A 17,128-nucleotide genomic window follows, 5' to 3' on the forward strand; every position below is an offset into this window, starting at 1 on the left:
TTACTCTCCTTACCTATTGCGGTTTCCGCGTGCGAGCATGCGGCTCATCTGGGCTGCAATCTGCCCACGCGAACGCTGAAACCCGGCCACATCGGGGGTGGTGACATTCATCACCACGGTCGGAGATGTGCCGCCGCCTTGCGTCTTCACCCCGAGGCTGCCGTCATGGCCGCGCGCCAGCGGCAGGATCGCCTCTGGCCCTGCTTCGCCCATCAGCCCCAGCCCGCCGCGCATCGGGAAATGCGTCGGCGAGGACACCACGCCACCGCGTGCAAAAGGCGTGACCTTGCCCTGACTGAAGGCCGCGCCGTCGGCAAAGGGCAGGATGCCCCCGACCAGCGCGCCGATCCCGTCGCTCATCAGCCCGCCGAGGTGATCCGTCACCGGGCGCATGGCGGAGTTGAAGGTGGTGTTGATCATCGTCTTGGCGAGGCTTTCCAGCGCATCGCTCAGACTGTCGCCATCCACCACCAGATCCTTCATCGCGCGCCGCAGCCCCCGGCTCAGGCCGGTTTCAAAATCCGCCGCATCGGCTTGGGTCGCCGCAAAGGCCGCGCGCACCCGGTCCATCTCGGCGGTGAATTGCGCCGCCATCCCGGCCGCATCGCCAAGGCTGTCCTCCAGCGGCCCCGCCTGGGATTCAAAGTCGGAATCTGTCGTGTTTGCCATGGGTTACTCCGGTTGGTTCACGTCGTTGATCTGATCCGGGAACTGCGTCATCAGATGGCTCAGGCGGTCGCGGTCCATGGGCGGTGTGCTGGCATCAAGGTTCAGCATCAGCCGCAGCTCTGCCGGGGTCAGTTGCCAGAACTCACGCGGGGTCAGCCGCAGCCCCAGCATCCCGGCCCGCATCAAGGCCGGCCAGTCCAGCATTGCCGCACGGCTCATGCATCCCCCGAGGGCAGCGCGAAACTCAGCGCCAGCAATTGCGCCGCAACCTTGGTGGCCTGCATCACGCCGCCCTCAATCTCGGCCTGCGCCAGATTTTCGCGGCTAATCTCAGACCCGCCACCACGCAGCCCAGCCGCCAGGAGCGCCAGCATATCGCGCGAGGAAAACCGCCCGGTTTCAAACCGTTGCACCAGGGAGATCAAGTCACCCTCGCCCAGCTCCGCCTCCAGTCCCGCCAGCGTGCCCAGTGTCAGTTTCAGCACCTGCGGCCGGCCATTGAGCACCAGCGTCACTTCGCCTCTGTAGGGGTTGGCCATGGCTCACACCGCCGTAAAGGTCAGCGCACCGGCGGAGGCCAGCGACAGCTCATAGGTGGCTTCGCCATTGTGGCTGCCCGCGTACTCCAGTGCGGTGACCTGAAACGGCCCTTCGATGGTGCCGAAATCCGGGATCACCACCTGGAAAGCTGGTGTCTCGCCGTCAAAAAACAGCTGCCGCGCGCGCTCGTCGGTGTTGGCATCGCGAAACACGCCCGAGCCGGAGAGGTTTGCCGACCGCACGCCCGCACCGCCCAACAGCTCACGCCAGCCGCCCGCACTGTCGAGGCTGGTCACATCGACGCTCTCGGCGTTGAAACTGATACGGGTGGCACGCAGGCCTGCGATGGTGGTGAAACTGCCGGTGCCGGTCATGTCCACCTTGATCAGGAGATCCTTGCCGTTTTGAGCACTCATGGGTGAGGTCCTTCCTCTAATGCGTTGAATTTCAGTCAGGAGTTTTCGAGCCGCGCGGAAAACCGCAGCGCAATGGAGCGATCCCCGTTGCTCAGCCGTTTGGCGTTGGCGCGGTCGAACCACAGCCCCACCAGATGCCCGCGTGCGAGGGTCAGCGGCGCATCCACCAGCGCATCCGACACTGCCGCTGCCGCCCGTTTGGCTGCGCTGAACCCGGCCGCATTGGCGACCACGGTCACGGTAAAGCGATGCAGCGCGCCGCCGCCTGTGACATCGGATCGGTCCCGCACGCTCTCAGCGCCGAGGGTCACATAGATCCCCGGCAGCGTGCCCGCAGGCAGCATGTCGTAGATCGCCGTGCCCACCTCTGCCGCCAGCGTGGCATCGCTGATCAGGTGCTGGTAGACGGCGGTTTGCAGGCCGTGAGACAGCGCATAGGTCATGTGGCCAGCTCCTCTGTTGCGAAACAAATGAGGTAACGCCCGTCCATGTCGCGCTCGGCCACGGCGTCGATCTTGTAGATGCGGCTGCCTTCGCGAAACCGCTGGTCCGGTTTGGGGCGCGCGGGAGATCCCACCGGGGCGGCGCGCAGGGTGATCCGGTAACGCTGCAGCGAGACGGAGGTGCCACGTCGGCCACTCTCGCGGCCCGTCAGCGCGTCGACCTCGGCCCAGTGCTGGCCCAGCTCAACCCAGGTGATGTCAAATCCTCCGGCGCCATCGCTGGTCGCTTGCGGATCCTCCAGCCGCAGTGGGCGGTTCAGTCGCGGCGCGCTCATGAGTGCACCTCGCTCCGGGACAGGCTCAGGCGTGGCATGCGGTGCCGGTCCAAGAGGCTCGCCACGCCAAAGGGCATGCAGCCCGCATGCAGCGAGGTGTCATCGCGGTACTCGTAATAATGCGCCGCCAGCAGCATCACTGCTTGTGCGAGATCAGCGGGCAGCGCGTCCCATGTGGCGGCCATCCCGGCAGTAAAGCGGATCACCGCGCCGCCCCCCGAGGGCATCATTGGCCAGACCGCCGCGCGCGGCGTCAGGCGCGGAGCATGGGCGTCGGGCGCCAGCGCATAGGCCGCCACGGGCACCTCCGTCTCCGCGCCGGTCTGATCCACCAGCGCCACCTGCGAGACGTTTGAAACCGGCGCCACCGGCAGCTCCACCACGCGGGGCCATTCGTTCAGCCGCCACTCATAGTCGCGCGTCAAGAGCGCCTTGTTGGTGCGCGCCTCGATCGCCGCGAGGCTGGCGCGCAAGAAGGCCAGAAGCACCGCGTCCTGCAACGCCTCTTCGCCAAAGCCGGTGCCCAGACGCAGATGCGCCTTGAACGCCGCGAGCGGCAAAATGCTGTCGGGCAGCGGGGTCAGTTCGTGCAAAATCATCGGCTCTCTCCGCTGAAAATCTATCTCCCTCACGCGGTCTCTGCCGCGCCGTCCCTTGGACGGGTGCGCACCGGGTCTGCCGCTCGGACGGAGGGAGCAGCTGGACGACAAACCCATGAGGCACGCACCCGCCGACGGAGCCGGGCTGCCGGCCCCGTCATCCGGGCCTAAGCGCTTAGCTCAGCCCGAATTTCATCAGCTTGATCGCGGCAAAGTCGCTCACATCGCCGCCCACGCGCTTGGTGGCGTAAAACAGCACATGCGGCTTGGCGGAGAACGGGTCGCGCAGGACGCGCAGGTCCGGTCGTTCGGCAATGGTGTAGCCGGCGGCAAAGTCGCCAAAGGCAATCGAGAGGCTGTCAGAGGCCACATCCGGCATGTCCTCGGCCACCAACACCGGATAGCCCATCAGCCGTGCAGGCTCACCCGCCGCAAGACCATCGGACCACAGGAAGCGGCCATCGGCGTCCTTCAGCTTGCGGATCAGGCCGGCGGTTTTGGAGTTCATCACAAAACTCGCACCGGCGCGGTAGCGCGCGTCCAGCGCATAGACCAGGTCGATGATCGCATCCGCCGAGCCGATATCGCCGTCGCTGCCGGTGGCCACATAGCCGATATTGCCCCAGCTCCAGCTGTCATTGTCCACCGTGGGATGGGTCAGGATGCCGGTGGGTTTGTCGATCCCATCGCCCGAAATAAAGCTCTGCGCCTCGGCGCGGGCGAATTTGTCGGCGATGCGCCCCGCCAGCCATCCTTCGATGTCAAAGGCGCTGTCATCCAAGAGCCGTTGCGAGGCCTTGGGCAGGGCCGAAAGCTCGTGCAGCGGGATCACGATGCGATCAATGGAGGGCGTGCCGGTTTCCGTGACCGAGCCAGTCTCAGTGGCCCAACCCGCGCCCACGTCGGAATGGTCGATCAGCACGTCAAAAGACGTCGCCTCCACATTGACCACCGAGGCCACCGCACGGATCGAGGCGGTGGATTGCAGCACCGATTTCACCACATCCGAGGTCTGCGGGTCGACGAGGAAACCGCCATCGGAATTCACAGCCGTCGACAAGGCCTTGGTGCCCATGTCGAGGCCGCGAAAGCCCTCCTCGTCGCCATGGCGCAGATAGGCCTGCATGGCCTTTTGATGCGGCGCGCCATCGACCTCCGCCGCCGCCAGATGCGGCCGGGCCGCGGTTTGGGTTTTACGATCCAACATGGTCATACGCTCTTCCGTCTGTTTGAGTTTCTCGGTCACGTCGTCTTGGAACCCCTTGAAATACTGCACGAATTGCGAAACAGCCTGTTTCACTTCCGTGGCCACATTCTGCGGCGGGGTCGCCGCATCCTCGGGCGCGTGGCCCGTGAATGGATGATCTGTCATCTCTGGTCCTCTTTCGGGGGTTAGGGTCTGGTGGCCGCGCGCAGGGCGTCAGCGAGGGCGCGCAGGCCCGCATCGGAGGCGTCGGATTTCGCCGCCTCCGCCTCGCGCCGGGCAAGCCGCGACAGTCGGGCCGAGGGCAGCATCGGGAAGGTCACCAGCGACACCTCCCAGAGTTGCAGTTCCTCCAACCGCCGGTGGCCTTCCTTGTCGCGGGTCGCCTTCACGGTGCGATAGCCGATCGACAGCCCCTCGATGGCCCCGGCGCGCACAAGGGCGGCGGCCTCTGCGCCTTTCTGGGTTTCCGTAAGGATACGTCCTTTGACGCGCAGGCCGGTGTCGTCCTCAAGGATCTCATCCCAGACGCCGATGGGGTGGCTCGGGTCATGCTGCCAGAGCATCTTGACCTTGCTGCCGCGCGCCTGATGCGCCGCGAGTGAGGCCGCATAGGCGCCACGGGTGACGATATCCTTGCCCTGATCGGGGGCACCAAAGAGGCTCGCATAGCCTTCGATCACCTCTCCGGCGCTTAGGGACAGCGCCTCGCCAAAGCGGGCGAATTTGGTCTCGAGCCGGGGCTCATGATCTGTCAGCATCACGCTCTACCTTTCTGAAATGTCTTGATTATCGCTCAGGGTAACTGCACCGACAAAAAGCCCTGAAAGGCCTGCGCAAGGATCACGGCAGCGACGCCGTAGACGGTGATCCAGAGCCGTTTTTCCAGCCGCTCCATCATCCGTTCCATCCGATCCAGACGACGGTTCAATGCGTCCTGACGGATTTCGCTCACGCGTTCATGGGCATTCAGTCGCTGGCTTGGGGCACAGTCAAAGGGCGGCAACGGGTAGTCAGTCATCCGGCCCCTCCACGCTGCGCGGCGGCAGGCCCAGCATCTGGCGCTTCTCAGACTCCGTCAGGAAATTCGCTTGGGTGACGCGCCGCCACTGCGCCTCGCGTTCGGTGCTGAGGGCCTGTACCTGATCGAGGTCCGGTATCAGCTCCAGAACTTCTCCGCCAAAGCGCATCAGCCAGTCAGAGAGTTTCGCCGCCACCCGCATCGCCAAGGGCAACACCGTCAGGCGATAGAACGCCCGGTTGGCCTCCTGATAGTTGGCATAGGTGGCATCGCCCGGAATCCCGAGGAGCATCGGCGGCACCCCGAAGGCCTGCGCAATCTCGCGCGCGGCGCCGTCCTTGGTACGGTGGAATTCCATATCCGAGGGGCTGAACCCCATCTGCTTCCAATCCAGACCGCCCTCCAGCACCATCGGCCGTCCGGCATTGCGCGCGCCCTGGAAATTGGCCTCGATCTCCTCGGAGAGGCGCCGGAACTGGTCGTCGCCCATCTGCCCAAGCCCGTCCGATCCGGTCCAGACCAGCGCGCCGGAGGGTTGCGCAGCATTGTCCAACAGCGATTTTGACCAACGTGCGGCGGCGCCATGCACCTCGACCGCGGTGGCGGCGGCCTGCAGCGGCGCCAGCCCGTAGTGATCGTCCAGCGGATGAAAGCTCTTGAGGTGGCAGATCGCCGGGCGCGCGGGGTCGATCGCAAAGCGATGCGCCTTGCCGCCGACAGTATAGTCATAGCCCATCGGCCAGCCATCACCCCCCGGCACCACCCGCATCCGATCCGGGCGCAGGATGTGCAGTTCCACCGGCCAGCCCTCATCAGCGGCGACCGCCTCGATATAGGCATTGCCCGACAGGAGCAGGTTGGCATAGAGCGCTTCCAGCATCTCTGCCCGTGCCTGCGCCGCATTGGGGCGCGACAGCAGCGAGAGCAGCGGGTGGCTGTCATAACGTGCTTCCGTGCTCTGGAGCACCAAAGGCAGCGCGGCGGCCGCCTCGGCGATGAGTTTCACCGCGCGGTGGCCAACCGGGTTGCCCAGAAACCCTGCACGGGTCAGAGAGACCGTGTCGCGCGGCCCCCAGGCGGCCTGCGTGCCATTGCCCATGGGCAGCACCCGCGCCGCAGCGCTGGCCTTTTGCGACGGGGCCGCAGCCGCCGTCTGATCCACTCGCCCCGTCTTGCGTCGCTGCAGGTCAAAGACCATGGTGCACTCCTTTGCCGTTCCGGTTGTCGTTTGGGCCGATGCCCGTCGTGTTGGAAAACAAACTGCCACAGAGGGTTGAACATCCCGCCAGCAGGGCGCGCGCTGGGGGCGCAACACCTTGCGTCAAGCCACTGATAGAAAAGCAAAACGCCCGCGCGAGGCGGGCGTTTCACAGGTTCGATTTGGGATAGCGCGTGCCCTAGAGACGGCGGATCTTGGGGCAGCGATGCTGCTCTGCCGGGCCGATAATCAGCGCATGCAGCGCCCAGACCAGCGCATCCACACGGTCGGGTGAGCCATCGCCGCGATAGCCCTGCGCCGTCATCAGGCACATCTGCTCCTCCAGCTCTTGCAGGCCCGGTGCATGATGCACGCGACCTTGCTCATAGAGCGCTGCCACGGGTTCGGCACGCGCGGCCTTGCCGGTGCTGGCGTGAACGGGGGTGAAGGGCACCAAAGGGTCAACCTGCCGCAAGACAGACCCCACCAGCGCACCGCCCTGATTGACCTCCGCCACCAGCCGGTCGGCCCGGTAGGCATCCCGCGCGGCAATGGCGGCGCGCGCCCAACCGGCTGGTCCCAGCCCCTGGACCGTGTGATCGGCCAGCACATAGGCGCGCCACTCGGAGATCGGCCCCTGCGTCTGCGCCCCAGCGACAATGATGCCGCAGGCATCCGAGCCTTTGTGCGCGCTCACCGAAGGATCAACGGCCACCACAATCCGGTCGAGCGGAGGCCTGTCACGGCGTTGGAGCTGCTCCAGCATCGCGGAAGTCCAGAGTGCGCCATCCACATCGGCCAGCATCACACCGTCCAGTTCCTGCCGCGCCAGACGCGAACCCGCATAACGCGCCCGCACTTCCGCAAGGAAGCTCGACGCGAGATTGGCGCGGTTCGCCTCGGTGGGCGCATGGGTGGTGACGGTCGAGGGGCTCTGAAGCAGCTGTTTCAGCAGCGGCACATTGCGCGGTGTGGTGGTCACACAGACGCGTGGGGCCGTGCCCAAACGCAGGGCGAACTGCAGCATGTCCCAGGCATCCTGAGCGCGGCGCCATTTCGCCAACTCGTCCACCCAGGCGGCATCAAACTGCGGCCCGCGCAGCGCCTCGGGGTCAGAGGCCGAAAACGCCTGCGCGGTGGCCCCGTTGGGCCAGACCAGCCTACGTTCACCCGCACGCCACTCCGGACAGCGGTCCGGCGGCGAGCAAGCAAGGATGCCGCTGTCGCCATGGATCATCACGTCGCGCACCTGATCGTAGGTCTCGCCCACCAGTGCAACCCGGCACGCACGACCGGTGCCAAAGGGCTCTGCCCCCTCAACCTCGGACCGCACCCATTCCGCACCGGCGCGGGTCTTGCCCGCACCGCGTCCGCCGAGGATCACCCAGGCGCGCCACTCGCCAACAGGCGCGCATTGATGCGGCAGCGCCCAGAGATCAAACACATAAGGCATCGCCGCCAAGGTGTGTTCATCCATCTCCTCCAGCCACATCTGCGTCATGAAGTGCGGCACGGAGGCCAGCCAAGCGGCGCTCGATCTCATCGCGGGCGGCACAGAGGTCGAACGCCACCATGCGGGCGGCACCAGGGGCATCTTTGCGATCAACAAGGGTTTTCTCCACTTTCTGGATGTCACGGATCAGGCCATCAAGTTTGGCAATCTGTGGTTTCAACTGCGCGGTGTCGGGGTTGATGTCCTGTTCGGCCTCGAACTGGGCGAGATATGCCTCGCTGATCCGACGCGCACGCCGGAGACTGTCGTGGAGAGAGCGCAGAAGGTCAGAGCTGATCTCGACCAGCTCTTCTGGGGTTTGTGGTGTCATGAGGGGGCTGCCTCGTGTCGAAACAAACCGATGGGAGAAACGGGAGGCGCGGAGTACGGCCCCATCGAGGGGCCCGGTCCGCGTCGTCACATTTTCCAGCTGCCTGACATAGTTTTACAGGCCGCAGATGAACATGCGTTGACCGAACCGTTCGCAGAGGCAACGGCGGTCCGGCACGGCGAAGCCTCGCGTCTCAGAAAACTGGAAGGAGAGGAAAAAGGCAGCAGCCCGTCCCGGTCGTTCGACAGGGGGTCTCGGCGGGGCAGAGAGATGTGCCGCAGACAGCAAGAGGGGGGCCGCGCCCCCCTCATGTCGTATCAGTTGTTGTTGCGCTCAGCTTCGATCTGGCGCCACTTGGCCACGTTGCGATTGTGCTCTTCCAGCGTCTCCGCAAAGGCGTGTCCACCGGTACCATCGGCGACAAAGAACACATAGTCGGTCTGCTCCGGGTTCACCGCAGCCACCAGGCTCTCCAGGCCCGGATTGGCGATCGGTGTCGGCGGCAGTCCTTCGATCACATAGGTGTTCCAGGGGGTGACACCGCGCAGCTCGCTCTGGCGCAGGCCCCGGCCCAGCACGCCTTCGCCCTTGGTGACACCATAGATCACCGTCGGGTCGGTCTGCAGGCGCATGCCGCGATTGAGACGGTTGGTGAAGACAGATGCCACCACGCCACGTTCGTCCGCCACCGCGGTTTCCTTTTCGATGATCGAGGCCAGGATCAGCATTTCCTCGGGGCTTTCCACCGCGGCATCAGAGCTGCGCGCCTCCCAGGCATCGGCGATACGCTTGTCCTGACGGTCCTTCATCTCGGTCAGAACAGCCTCGCGCGAGGTTCCGGGACGGACCTCGTAGCTGTCCGGCGCCAGGCTGCCCTCGGCGGGACGACGGCCGGGGTCGCCTTCCAGGACATCCATGGCTTTGAGCGATTCAACCACCTGCCAGCTGGTCACACCTTCGGCCAGCGCGATCCGATAACGGGTGTCGGCCTCGGCTTTTTTCTCGGTGTAGACCGCAGGGGTTTCATCAACGCCGGGCACGAACTCCGCACGTTCAACGAATGAATTCGTCGCCGGATCCAGCTCGCGCACCTCGGCCAGCACGCGGGTGACACCGACGCGGTAAACGATTTCTGTGCCGCAGGTGGAAGCACCGCCGCGCGTGATGGTGTCAATGATGCTCTCCATCGACGCGCCGGGTTCGACCAGATAGCTGCCAGCCTTCAGATCCTGCGCCTTGTCGGAGTATTTCACACCAATACGGAAGATCGAGCTGCTGCTGACGGCGCCATCTTCTTCCAGCTTTCGGCTGACACGGGACATATTGGTCCCGCTCGGCACCTGAAAGCAGATTGCCTCCGACAGCGGACCCTCGGAGGAGTATTCATTCTTACCCCACAGGATCACGCCCGCGAAGAGGAACAGGCCGACGATCAGGATCGTCAGCATATTCGAGGCCAGGCTGCGCCACATATCAGTCGCTCACTTTCCCGAAGATCACCGAAGCATTGGTGCCGCCAAAGCCGAAGGAGTTCGACAGCGCCACGTTGATCTCGCGTTCGCGTTTTGCATTCGGGGCCAGATCCACCGGAGTTTCCACTGCAGGCGTATCAAGGTTGATGGTCGGCGGTGCCACCTGATCGCGGATGGCGAGGATGGAGAAGATCGCCTCGATCGCGCCCGCAGCACCCAAGAGGTGGCCGGTGGCGGATTTGGTCGAGGACATGGTCGCCTTGCCCGCGTGATCGCCCAGCAGGCGCTCAACCGCGCCCAGCTCGATGGTGTCCGCCATGGTGGAGGTGCCATGGGCGTTGATATAGTCGATGTCCGCAGCCGTCAGACCGGCATTGGCAAGGGCTGCCCGCATGGAGCGTTCGCCGCCTTCGCCGTTCTCGGACGGCGCGGTGATGTGATAGGCATCGCCGGACAGACCATAGCCCAGAACTTCGCCATAGATCTTAGCACCGCGTGCCTTGGCGTGTTCGTATTCTTCCAACACCACGATGCCGGCTCCCTCGCCCATCACGAACCCGTCGCGGTCCGCATCATAGGGGCGCGAGGCCTTGGTCGGGTCATCGGCATACTTTGTCGACAGCGCCTTGCAGGCGTTGAAGCCCGCGATGCCGATCTCGCAGATCGCTGCCTCGGCGCCGCCTGCGATCATCACGTCCGCATCGCCGGATTTGATCAGGCGGGACGCGTCACCAATGGCATGGGCGCCGGTCGAGCATGCCGTCACCACGGAGTGGTTCGGACCCTTGAAGCCGTGACGGATGGAGACCTGGCCGGAGATCAGGTTGATCAGCGCGCCGGGAATGAAGAACGGCGACACGCGGCGCGGACCCTTTTCCTTGATCATCACAGCAGTGTCGGCGATCGACGACAGGCCACCGATGCCGGAGCCGATCATCACGCCGGTGCGCAGGAGGCTTTCCTCGTCCTCGGGTGTCCAGTCGGCATCTTTCACGGCCATCTCAGCCGCGGCAATGCCGTAGAGGATGAAGTCATCGATCTTTTTCTGATCTTTCTTCACCACCCAGTCGTCAGGATTAAAGCTGCCGTCGGTGCCATCGCCGCGCGGAACTTCGCAAGCGTAGGTCGTGGCAACACCGCTTTCCTGCGCATCAAACAGGGTGATCGGACCGGCGCCGGACTGCCCGTCCAGAAGCCGCGCCCAGGTTTCCTCGACCCCGGATGCCAGGGGGGTCACCAGGCCCAGTCCGGTAACAACAACTCGACGCATTCCTTGCTCTCCTTAGCACTTCAGCAATTCGTCCATCCAATTACCTTGGAATGGCCAAAAGGTGCAAGAGCGGGAAGACGCTGGGGCGGTTCGATCAGTTTTATGTTAATTCACCGTGAGCGTTCGACCGCCTGTAAGGCTTTGGTAACGCTGATGCGCAATACTGGAGCTTGGACGCAGCAAAGAACCGGGGATCCCCCATATGAGGCTCTTTAAGCAAAGCAGGCCGTAGGAACAGAAATTCCCTACGGCCTGTGTTCGTTCACAAACAGCCCCTCATCCAGAAATGCCGTCGTTTTGACGAAACCATCCCATCAGTCCTCGTCCGGGCTCGCACAGGCGCATGTCCGGGGAGAATTGGCGGGGCCTTGGTGTCATGAACGGCACAAGATCAGCATCATTGACGGCATGAAGCCGCCACAGGACCGCATGGCCCAGAACTCTACGGCCCCGCGTCACCGCCAGATCGGCACAGTGCGGTCAGAGGAACTCTGCCACCGGCTCCGCAGTCGGCTGTGCGGCGGCCAGGGCCTCGGCGACGGTGATGGTCTTGTTGAACAAGGCCCGCCCGACTAGTGCACCAGAGATGGTCTGCAGATACTTGAGCCGTGAGATATCATCGACGCTGCGCACCACGCCACTGGCGATCACCGGCGATTTTGCCAGGCCCGCAAGGGCGGAGACCTGACCAAGCTGGCCTTCCAGATCGCTCATGTCGCTGTCGATATCGGTGACCACGATGCCCGCGAAGGGCGTATTCTCGAAGGCGGCAATAAAGGCCTCCGGCGTCCATGCGCCGGACTTGCGCCAGCCTTCGGTCATCACCTGCCCCTGCCAGATATCCACGGCCAGCACGATCTGGTCCGGGTGGTATTTGGCCAGTTCGGACGCGGCGGCAGGGTCATAGGCGGCCATGGTCCCGATCACCACACGGCCTGCCCCCTTGTCGATCCAGTATTCGGCACGCTCTCGCGAGCGGATGCCGCCGCCCAGCTGCACCGGGATCCCAGCGGTTCGGATGATCTCCTCCACCAGCGCCGCATTGCTGTCGTCGCCCTGCAAGGCGTTGAAGTCGGTCAGATGCATCCACTGCGCCCCGGCTTCGGCAAATCCCTTCGCCGTCTCCACGGGATCGACATGCCAGACCATCGGCGCATCCAGGTTCCCCTTGTCGAGGGTCACGCAGCGACCGTCCAGCAACTCCATTGTGGGGTAAATCATCATGTGATGTCATCTCCGATCATTTTCATAATGATCATGAGTATAGCACAAGATGGCTGATTTTCGATGCGGAACGCGCGCGCTCAACCGCGCGGCAAAGGCTCAGCAAACAAAAAGCGGCGCTTCCCCGCAGGAAAGCGCCGCCTCTTCAATCACGAATTCGTGAGGTCTCGCGGAAGAGTCCGATCAGGACGCTTCGGAGATGAACTTCACTGCGTCGCCGAAGGTCTGGATGGTCTCGGCCGCGTCGTCCGGAATCTCGATGCCGAACTCTTCTTCGAACGCCATGACCAGCTCAACGGTGTCGAGGCTGTCTGCGCCCAGGTCGTCGATGAAGGAGGCGCTCTCGGTCACCTTGTCTTCTTCAACACCCAGGTGCTCTACAACGATCTTTTTCACGCGATCTGCGACGTCGCTCATGTCTATTCCTCGTTTTTTATCAGGGCATGATGCCCGGTTCTGCCCTTACCCACTCGGGAGGGTTGGTTTTGCCCAAGCGGGCGGTGGGGTCCCCATCCGGAAACGGGGGCGTGATGGCTAAGCAAGGTGCCAGCCAACACGAAGATGGGGGGCCTATAGCACAGACGCAAGCCAACGCAAATCATTTCCAACCCGTAAAGCGCCGTTGCAGGCGCAGCATTTCGCCCTGGAAATGGCCGCGCGGACGACCTCGCATTCTGCGCCGCAGCATAAGCGGGCGCGTGATCTAGGTTAGCGGAGCTTGATCACTCAAGCTACTGAAAGAATGGGAAAAGCCGCGCGGTTCCCCACACGGCTTTCCCAAAGGTCAACGCGGATCGGATCAGATCATCGCCATGCCACCGTTCACATGCAGCGTTGTGCCGGTCACATAGGCGGCCTCTGCAGAAGCCAGATACAGCACGGCGGCGGCGATTTCTTTCGAATCTCCCATCCGGCCGGCGGGGATTTGCGTCAGGATCGCGTCCTTCTGCGTGTCATTCAACTTTTCGGTCATCGCGGTCGCGATAAAGCCCGGCGCCACGGCGTTCACGGTGATGCCGCGGTTAGCCACCTCATAGGCCAGCGATTTCGACATGCCGACCATGCCCGCCTTGGCGGCGGCATAGTTGCCCTGCCCCGGATTTCCGGTGGCCCCGACGATGGAGGAGATGTTGACGATGCGGCCCCAGCGCGCCTTCATCATGCCGCGCAACACGCCGCGGCACAGACGCATGGTGGCGGTGAGGTTCACGTCCAGCACGCTCTGCCATTCCTCGTCTTTCATCCGCATGAACAGGTTGTCCTTGGTGATACCGGCATTGTTCACCAGGATATCAACAGAGCCCATCACCTCGGCGGCCTGTTTCGGCAATGCCTCAACCGCCTCGGCATCGGAGAGGTTGCAGGTCACCACATGCGCCCGTTCGCCAAGCTCCTCGGCGAGGGCGTGCAGCGGGTCGGGCCGGGTGCCGGACAGCGCAACAGTCGCACCCGCTGCGTGGAGAGCGCGCGCAATGTCGCCACCGATGCCACCCGATGCGCCTGTGATCAGCGCGTTCTTACCTGTCAGATCAAACATATCTGTCTCTTCCTTATGGATTATGCGCCGGTCACGGCTTTGACGTCGGCGTCGGTGCCAAACTGTTTTGATACGAGGGCGCGGTCGATCTTACGGACCATGCCAGACAGCGCCTTGCCCGCGCCGATCTCCCAGAACTCGGTGACGCCCTTGGCGGCCATCGCCTGCACGCTCTCGCGCCAGCGCACGGATCCGGTGACCTGCTCCACCAGAAGCTGGCGGATGGTGTCGGGATCAGTGACCGCATCGGCGCGCACATTGGCGATGAGCGGCACCGCAGGCGCCTTGATTTCAACGCCCGCAAGCGCTTCGGCCATCACATCGGCGGCGGGCTGCATCAGGGCGCAGTGGAACGGTGCTGAGACCGGCAGCATCACTGCGCGTTTGGCGCCTTTCTCCTTGGCGATCTCGGCGGCGCGCTCCACTGCGGCCTTGTGACCGGAGACCACCACCTGCGTGGGATCATTGTCGTTGGCGGCCTGCACCACCTCGCCCTCGGCGGCGGCCTCGGCGGCGACGGCTTTCACCGTCTCAAAGTCCAAACCCAAGAGCGCCGCCATGGCGCCAACGCCCACTGGAACGGCGCTTTGCATGGCCTGGCCACGGGTGCGTAGAAGGCGGGCCGTGTCGGCAATGCTGAGCGAACCGGCGGCCGCCAAGGCGGAATATTCGCCCAAGCTGTGACCGGCCACAAAACTTGCCTTGTCGATGGAAACACCCTCAGCCTCCAGCGCGCGCATCGCGGCCATGGAGGTGGCCATCAGTGCGGGCTGCGCGTTCTGAGTCAGGGTCAGGGCTTCGATCTCGCCCTCCCAGATCAGCGTGCTCAGACGTTCGCCCAGGGCGTCGTCCACCTCGTCAAAAACGGCTTTGGCAGCCGGATAGGCCTCGGCCAGCGCCTGTCCCATTCCGATGGTCTGTGCGCCCTGTCCGGGGAATACGAAAGCGATCGACATGGCTGTCCTCATTCAAAAAACTGTCTTCTGCGTTGGTTTAAACGGGGCGGAACGGGCACACAAGCATTGGGTTCGGTGAAATCCACGCGGCTGTGGACAATTCAACAGCGCCAGCCGCACACGTGGACGCGCTCGTGGACTCACGGGCGCAGATCACCTGTGCATGAGCGAATACTACTGATGATTGCGCCCGCCCCGTGTGTTGCTAGGTTGGAACCAACGCTAGCCCCAGTAAGGACCGATGTCCCATGTCCCGTCTCAACACCCACCAGAGTTACGGCTCTGTCAGCAAGAGCTTTCACTGGCTGACTGCCTTGCTGATCCTCACCGCCTTTCCCCTTGGGTATTTCGCCAACTCTCTCGCCCATACGATTCAGGGCCCGGAGTTCGACGGCTCCCAAGCCACGATAGATCGCGCCAAACTGCTATTTTCCCTGCATAAGACCATTGGCGTCACGGTGTTCTTCACGGCGCTGCTGCGCATTCTGTGGGCAATCACCCAGGAGAAACCGCGCCTCCTGCACCCGGATCGCAAGCTGGAGGCCTGGGCGGCAGAGACCGCGCATTGGGTGCTCTATTGTGCGATGGTGATCGTGCCGCTGTCAGGCTGGATCCACCACGCCGCGACGGACGGGTTTGCCCCGATCTGGTGGCCGTTCGGGCAGAACCTGCCGATGGTACCGAAATCCGAGCTGCTGTCGGAGATGTTCGCCAGCATACATTATTATGCCATGCTGCTGCTGGGGGCGTCGATCCTCGCCCATGTGGCCGGAGCGCTGAAACACCATGTGATCGACAAGGACAGCACCCTTCTGCGGATGCTGCCCGGAGAGCGCGCCATGCCGGAGCCCCCGGCGCAGACGCACTCGGTTCTGCCCTTTGTCACCGCTGTGCTGGTGTGGACCATGGTGATTGGCGGCAGCACGGCGCTGTTTGTACGCTCACACAGCGCCGCGGAACCTGCCGCGCCGGTCGCAAGTCAGACCGCCGACGGCTCTGGCTGGGCGGTCCAAAGCGGCACCCTCGGCATCGAGGTCGTGCAGATGGGCAGCGCCGTGAGCGGGAGCTTTGCAGACTGGATCGCCAATATCACCTTCGCCGAGCCCGACGCGCCCGGCCCTGCCGGTGATGTGGAGGTGACGATCGCCATTCCGTCTCTGACGCTGGGATCTGTCACGGATCAGGCCATGGGGGCTGACTACTTCGATGCGGAAGCCTACCCATCCGCGGTGTTTGCGGCCGACATCGTGCAGATCGAGGGCACAAGCTACGAGGCGCAAGGCACGCTCACCATCCGCGACCAATCGGTGCCCACCACCCTGCCCTTCACGCTCGAGATCGAAGGCGACACGGCCACCATGAGCGGTCGCACCGAAGTCAACCGGCTGGACTTCAACGTCGGCACCGGCACGCAGGACGAAGGCACGCTGGGTTTTGGCGTTGATATCACGGTGGAGCTGACCGCAACCCGCGCCGAGTGACCGTCCTGCTGGGATACAACAAAGCCGCCGCGCCCGGGATCAGGCGCGGCGGCTTTTTTCATGTCTGCAGGTTCACGTCCGCGCTGCGAGATCAGTGACCGAGGTACTGTGTCCCCAGCGTATCGCGATACTGATCCGCCCATTTCTTGTTGATCGCATCAATGGTGCCATCGGCGCTGGCCTCGCTGTAGCAGCGGTTGAAATCCGCCGTCAGCGCCTCGGAGCGGAAATTCATGCCATAATCGGAGGGCGCAAAGATCGCCTGAAATGTCACGCCCTGATTGGGATCGAACATCAGGTCGTCGGCCTGGTCGCGCAGCTGGCGATTGTATTCGGCAAAGATCATGCCGTCACCGATCACCGCGTTCACGCGCTTGCCAAAGATCATCCGGCTCTGGCCGATCTGATCCGCGACTTCCTTGTAGCTCTTGAAGCTGGGCACCGCGTCCTTCAGCCCCGGCAGAATCTCAGACGCGCCCATGAAAGCGATGACCGACTGTCCCGAAAGCGCGCCGAGATCCGCATAGGAGGCGCCGGCCTCGGTCAGGGATGACACGCCGTTCTGATACTGGATGTAGACCTCGCTCTGGTGACCGTCCAGCGGCATGCCGAGCGGGACAGTGGCAACTCCGTCGCCCTTGCCATTGGCATAGGTCTTCCAATGGCGGGTGAACGGCTGGATCTCAAAGGTCACGCTATGCCCGCAGCGCTCCATCACCGTCGTGATGACCTCCGCTTCGCGTCCGGTGCCATCGGCGTTGAACATCGGTGGCAGGTCCCCGGCAAGGATGGTCAGATCCTCGGCGCTGGCCATGGCGGGCAGCTGGGTGGTGAGGGCAAGGGCAAGGACGGCGACTACACGAGAGGGGTTAGACATGGGCTGGCTCCTGAACGGCTGGCACGGAAGGGATGCGCGTTCACGTTTCACGACATGGGCTAA

21 protein-coding genes are annotated in these 17,128 nt (G+C 63.8%); 1 reads left to right on the forward strand and 20 read right to left on the reverse strand.

All coding sequences use genetic code 11. The annotated features are described in order from the left end of the window. Positions 1–9: 9 nt before the first annotated feature. The 19 genes from R1T40_RS06500 to fabD form a co-directional block, all read right to left on the reverse strand. Complete coding sequence (locus tag R1T40_RS06500) at positions 10–669, reverse strand: phage tail tape measure protein (RefSeq protein ID WP_317386307.1); 660 nt, start codon at positions 667–669, stop codon at positions 10–12. A 3-nt stretch (positions 670–672) separates the two neighbouring features. Further along, a complete protein-coding gene (locus tag R1T40_RS06505; RefSeq protein ID WP_317386308.1) occupies positions 673–888 on the reverse strand; it encodes a rcc01693 family protein in 216 nt (71 codons plus the stop codon). Next, complete coding sequence (locus R1T40_RS06510) at positions 885–1,208, reverse strand: gene transfer agent family protein (RefSeq protein ID WP_317386309.1); 324 nt, start codon at positions 1,206–1,208, stop codon at positions 885–887. Before R1T40_RS06510 ends, R1T40_RS06505 begins: the two co-directional genes overlap by 4 nt. 3 nt (positions 1,209–1,211) lie before the next feature. After that, a complete protein-coding gene (locus R1T40_RS06515; protein ID WP_317386310.1) occupies positions 1,212–1,625 on the reverse strand; it encodes a phage major tail protein, TP901-1 family in 414 nt (137 codons plus the stop codon). 35 nt (positions 1,626–1,660) lie between these two features. Continuing rightward, on the reverse strand, positions 1,661–2,068 hold the full coding sequence (locus tag R1T40_RS06520; protein ID WP_317386311.1) for a DUF3168 domain-containing protein: 408 nt from the start codon (positions 2,066–2,068) through the stop codon (positions 1,661–1,663). Next, positions 2,065–2,403, reverse strand: a complete 339-nt coding sequence (locus tag R1T40_RS06525; protein ID WP_046002126.1) for a head-tail adaptor protein — start codon at positions 2,401–2,403, stop codon at positions 2,065–2,067. Before R1T40_RS06525 ends, R1T40_RS06520 begins: the two co-directional genes overlap by 4 nt. After that, the gene (locus R1T40_RS06530) at positions 2,400–3,002 is read right to left on the reverse strand and encodes a head-tail connector protein (RefSeq protein WP_317386312.1); all 603 of its coding nucleotides are present in this window, start codon (positions 3,000–3,002) and stop codon (positions 2,400–2,402) included. Before R1T40_RS06530 ends, R1T40_RS06525 begins: the two co-directional genes overlap by 4 nt. Before the next feature lie 175 nt (positions 3,003–3,177). Beyond that, positions 3,178–4,374, reverse strand: a complete 1,197-nt coding sequence (locus R1T40_RS06535; RefSeq protein WP_317386313.1) for a phage major capsid protein — start codon at positions 4,372–4,374, stop codon at positions 3,178–3,180. Between the two features lie 20 nt (positions 4,375–4,394). Further along, positions 4,395–4,967, reverse strand: coding sequence for an HK97 family phage prohead protease (locus R1T40_RS06540; RefSeq protein ID WP_317386314.1), 573 nt, complete (start codon positions 4,965–4,967; stop codon positions 4,395–4,397). Positions 4,968–5,002: 35 nt separating this feature from the next. Next, on the reverse strand, positions 5,003–5,227 hold the full coding sequence (locus R1T40_RS06545) for a GTA head formation protein, RCAP_rcc01685 family (RefSeq protein ID WP_106163521.1): 225 nt from the start codon (positions 5,225–5,227) through the stop codon (positions 5,003–5,005). Further along, positions 5,220–6,425 (reverse strand): phage portal protein, encoded by a 1,206-nt coding sequence (locus R1T40_RS06550; protein WP_317386315.1) that lies wholly within the window; start codon positions 6,423–6,425, stop codon positions 5,220–5,222. Before R1T40_RS06550 ends, R1T40_RS06545 begins: the two co-directional genes overlap by 8 nt. Positions 6,426–6,624: 199 nt before the next feature. Beyond that, positions 6,625–7,968, reverse strand: coding sequence for a DNA-packaging protein (locus tag R1T40_RS06555; RefSeq protein ID WP_455569310.1), 1,344 nt, complete (start codon positions 7,966–7,968; stop codon positions 6,625–6,627). Then, positions 7,895–8,248, reverse strand: a complete 354-nt coding sequence (locus R1T40_RS06560; RefSeq protein WP_317386316.1) for a ubiquitin family protein — start codon at positions 8,246–8,248, stop codon at positions 7,895–7,897. Before R1T40_RS06560 ends, R1T40_RS06555 begins: the two co-directional genes overlap by 74 nt. A 317-nt stretch (positions 8,249–8,565) precedes the next feature. Then, positions 8,566–9,720 (reverse strand): endolytic transglycosylase MltG, encoded by a 1,155-nt coding sequence (mltG, locus tag R1T40_RS06565; RefSeq protein WP_106163517.1) that lies wholly within the window; start codon positions 9,718–9,720, stop codon positions 8,566–8,568. Position 9,721: 1 nt separating this feature from the next. After that, positions 9,722–10,990, reverse strand: coding sequence for a beta-ketoacyl-ACP synthase II (fabF, locus tag R1T40_RS06570; RefSeq protein WP_106163516.1), 1,269 nt, complete (start codon positions 10,988–10,990; stop codon positions 9,722–9,724). 480 nt (positions 10,991–11,470) lie between these two features. Then, positions 11,471–12,214, reverse strand: coding sequence for a 1-(5-phosphoribosyl)-5-[(5-phosphoribosylamino)methylideneamino]imidazole-4-carboxamide isomerase (locus R1T40_RS06575; protein WP_317386317.1), 744 nt, complete (start codon positions 12,212–12,214; stop codon positions 11,471–11,473). 183 nt (positions 12,215–12,397) lie between these two features. Then, positions 12,398–12,631: an acyl carrier protein gene (locus R1T40_RS06580; RefSeq protein ID WP_005645147.1), complete on the reverse strand. Its 234-nt coding sequence runs from the start codon at positions 12,629–12,631 to the stop codon at positions 12,398–12,400. A gap of 382 nt (positions 12,632–13,013) precedes the next feature. Next, positions 13,014–13,751 carry a 3-oxoacyl-[acyl-carrier-protein] reductase gene (gene fabG / locus R1T40_RS06585; protein WP_317386318.1) on the reverse strand — a complete coding sequence of 246 codons (738 nt, stop codon included), beginning with the start codon at positions 13,749–13,751 and terminating at the stop codon, positions 13,014–13,016. A gap of 20 nt (positions 13,752–13,771) precedes the next feature. Further along, positions 13,772–14,707 (reverse strand): ACP S-malonyltransferase, encoded by a 936-nt coding sequence (fabD, locus tag R1T40_RS06590; RefSeq protein WP_317386319.1) that lies wholly within the window; start codon positions 14,705–14,707, stop codon positions 13,772–13,774. 248 nt (positions 14,708–14,955) lie between these two features. Between fabD and R1T40_RS06595 the strand changes: the two genes are divergently transcribed. Beyond that, a complete protein-coding gene (locus tag R1T40_RS06595; protein WP_317386320.1) occupies positions 14,956–16,188 on the forward strand; it encodes a cytochrome b/b6 domain-containing protein in 1,233 nt (410 codons plus the stop codon). A 91-nt stretch (positions 16,189–16,279) separates the two neighbouring features. Here R1T40_RS06595 and R1T40_RS06600 read toward each other — a convergent pair whose 3' ends face one another. Then, positions 16,280–17,065: a type 2 periplasmic-binding domain-containing protein gene (locus R1T40_RS06600; protein WP_317386321.1), complete on the reverse strand. Its 786-nt coding sequence runs from the start codon at positions 17,063–17,065 to the stop codon at positions 16,280–16,282. Positions 17,066–17,128: the final 63 nt, after the last annotated feature.

Source organism: Tritonibacter scottomollicae, assembly GCF_032924845.1.
Classification (GTDB): Bacteria; Pseudomonadota; Alphaproteobacteria; order Rhodobacterales; family Rhodobacteraceae; genus Epibacterium; species Epibacterium scottomollicae.

Coding starts and splice junctions, on each gene's coding strand:
- fabD (WP_317386319.1), bottom strand. CDS start 14,707: ATGTCGATCGCTTTCGTATTCCCCGGACAGGGCGCACAGACCATCGGA.
- R1T40_RS06510 (WP_317386309.1), bottom strand. CDS start 1,208: ATGGCCAACCCCTACAGAGGCGAAGTGACGCTGGTGCTCAATGGCCGG.
- R1T40_RS06595 (WP_317386320.1), top strand. CDS start 14,956: ATGTCCCGTCTCAACACCCACCAGAGTTACGGCTCTGTCAGCAAGAGC.
- R1T40_RS06540 (WP_317386314.1), bottom strand. CDS start 4,967: ATGCTGACAGATCATGAGCCCCGGCTCGAGACCAAATTCGCCCGCTTT.
- R1T40_RS06515 (WP_317386310.1), bottom strand. CDS start 1,625: ATGAGTGCTCAAAACGGCAAGGATCTCCTGATCAAGGTGGACATGACC.
- R1T40_RS06525 (WP_046002126.1), bottom strand. CDS start 2,403: ATGAGCGCGCCGCGACTGAACCGCCCACTGCGGCTGGAGGATCCGCAA.
- R1T40_RS06535 (WP_317386313.1), bottom strand. CDS start 4,374: ATGACAGATCATCCATTCACGGGCCACGCGCCCGAGGATGCGGCGACC.
- R1T40_RS06560 (WP_317386316.1), bottom strand. CDS start 8,248: ATGACACCACAAACCCCAGAAGAGCTGGTCGAGATCAGCTCTGACCTT.
- R1T40_RS06555 (WP_455569310.1), bottom strand. CDS start 7,968: ATGAGATCGAGCGCCGCTTGGCTGGCCTCCGTGCCGCACTTCATGACG.
- R1T40_RS06550 (WP_317386315.1), bottom strand. CDS start 6,425: ATGGTCTTTGACCTGCAGCGACGCAAGACGGGGCGAGTGGATCAGACG.
- R1T40_RS06575 (WP_317386317.1), bottom strand. CDS start 12,214: ATGATGATTTACCCCACAATGGAGTTGCTGGACGGTCGCTGCGTGACC.
- R1T40_RS06530 (WP_317386312.1), bottom strand. CDS start 3,002: ATGATTTTGCACGAACTGACCCCGCTGCCCGACAGCATTTTGCCGCTC.
- R1T40_RS06545 (WP_106163521.1), bottom strand. CDS start 5,227: ATGACTGACTACCCGTTGCCGCCCTTTGACTGTGCCCCAAGCCAGCGA.
- fabG (WP_317386318.1), bottom strand. CDS start 13,751: ATGTTTGATCTGACAGGTAAGAACGCGCTGATCACAGGCGCATCGGGT.
- R1T40_RS06520 (WP_317386311.1), bottom strand. CDS start 2,068: ATGACCTATGCGCTGTCTCACGGCCTGCAAACCGCCGTCTACCAGCAC.
- mltG (WP_106163517.1), bottom strand. CDS start 9,720: ATGTGGCGCAGCCTGGCCTCGAATATGCTGACGATCCTGATCGTCGGC.
- R1T40_RS06505 (WP_317386308.1), bottom strand. CDS start 888: ATGAGCCGTGCGGCAATGCTGGACTGGCCGGCCTTGATGCGGGCCGGG.
- fabF (WP_106163516.1), bottom strand. CDS start 10,990: ATGCGTCGAGTTGTTGTTACCGGACTGGGCCTGGTGACCCCCCTGGCA.
- R1T40_RS06580 (WP_005645147.1), bottom strand. CDS start 12,631: ATGAGCGACGTCGCAGATCGCGTGAAAAAGATCGTTGTAGAGCACCTG.
- R1T40_RS06500 (WP_317386307.1), bottom strand. CDS start 669: ATGGCAAACACGACAGATTCCGACTTTGAATCCCAGGCGGGGCCGCTG.
- R1T40_RS06600 (WP_317386321.1), bottom strand. CDS start 17,065: ATGTCTAACCCCTCTCGTGTAGTCGCCGTCCTTGCCCTTGCCCTCACC.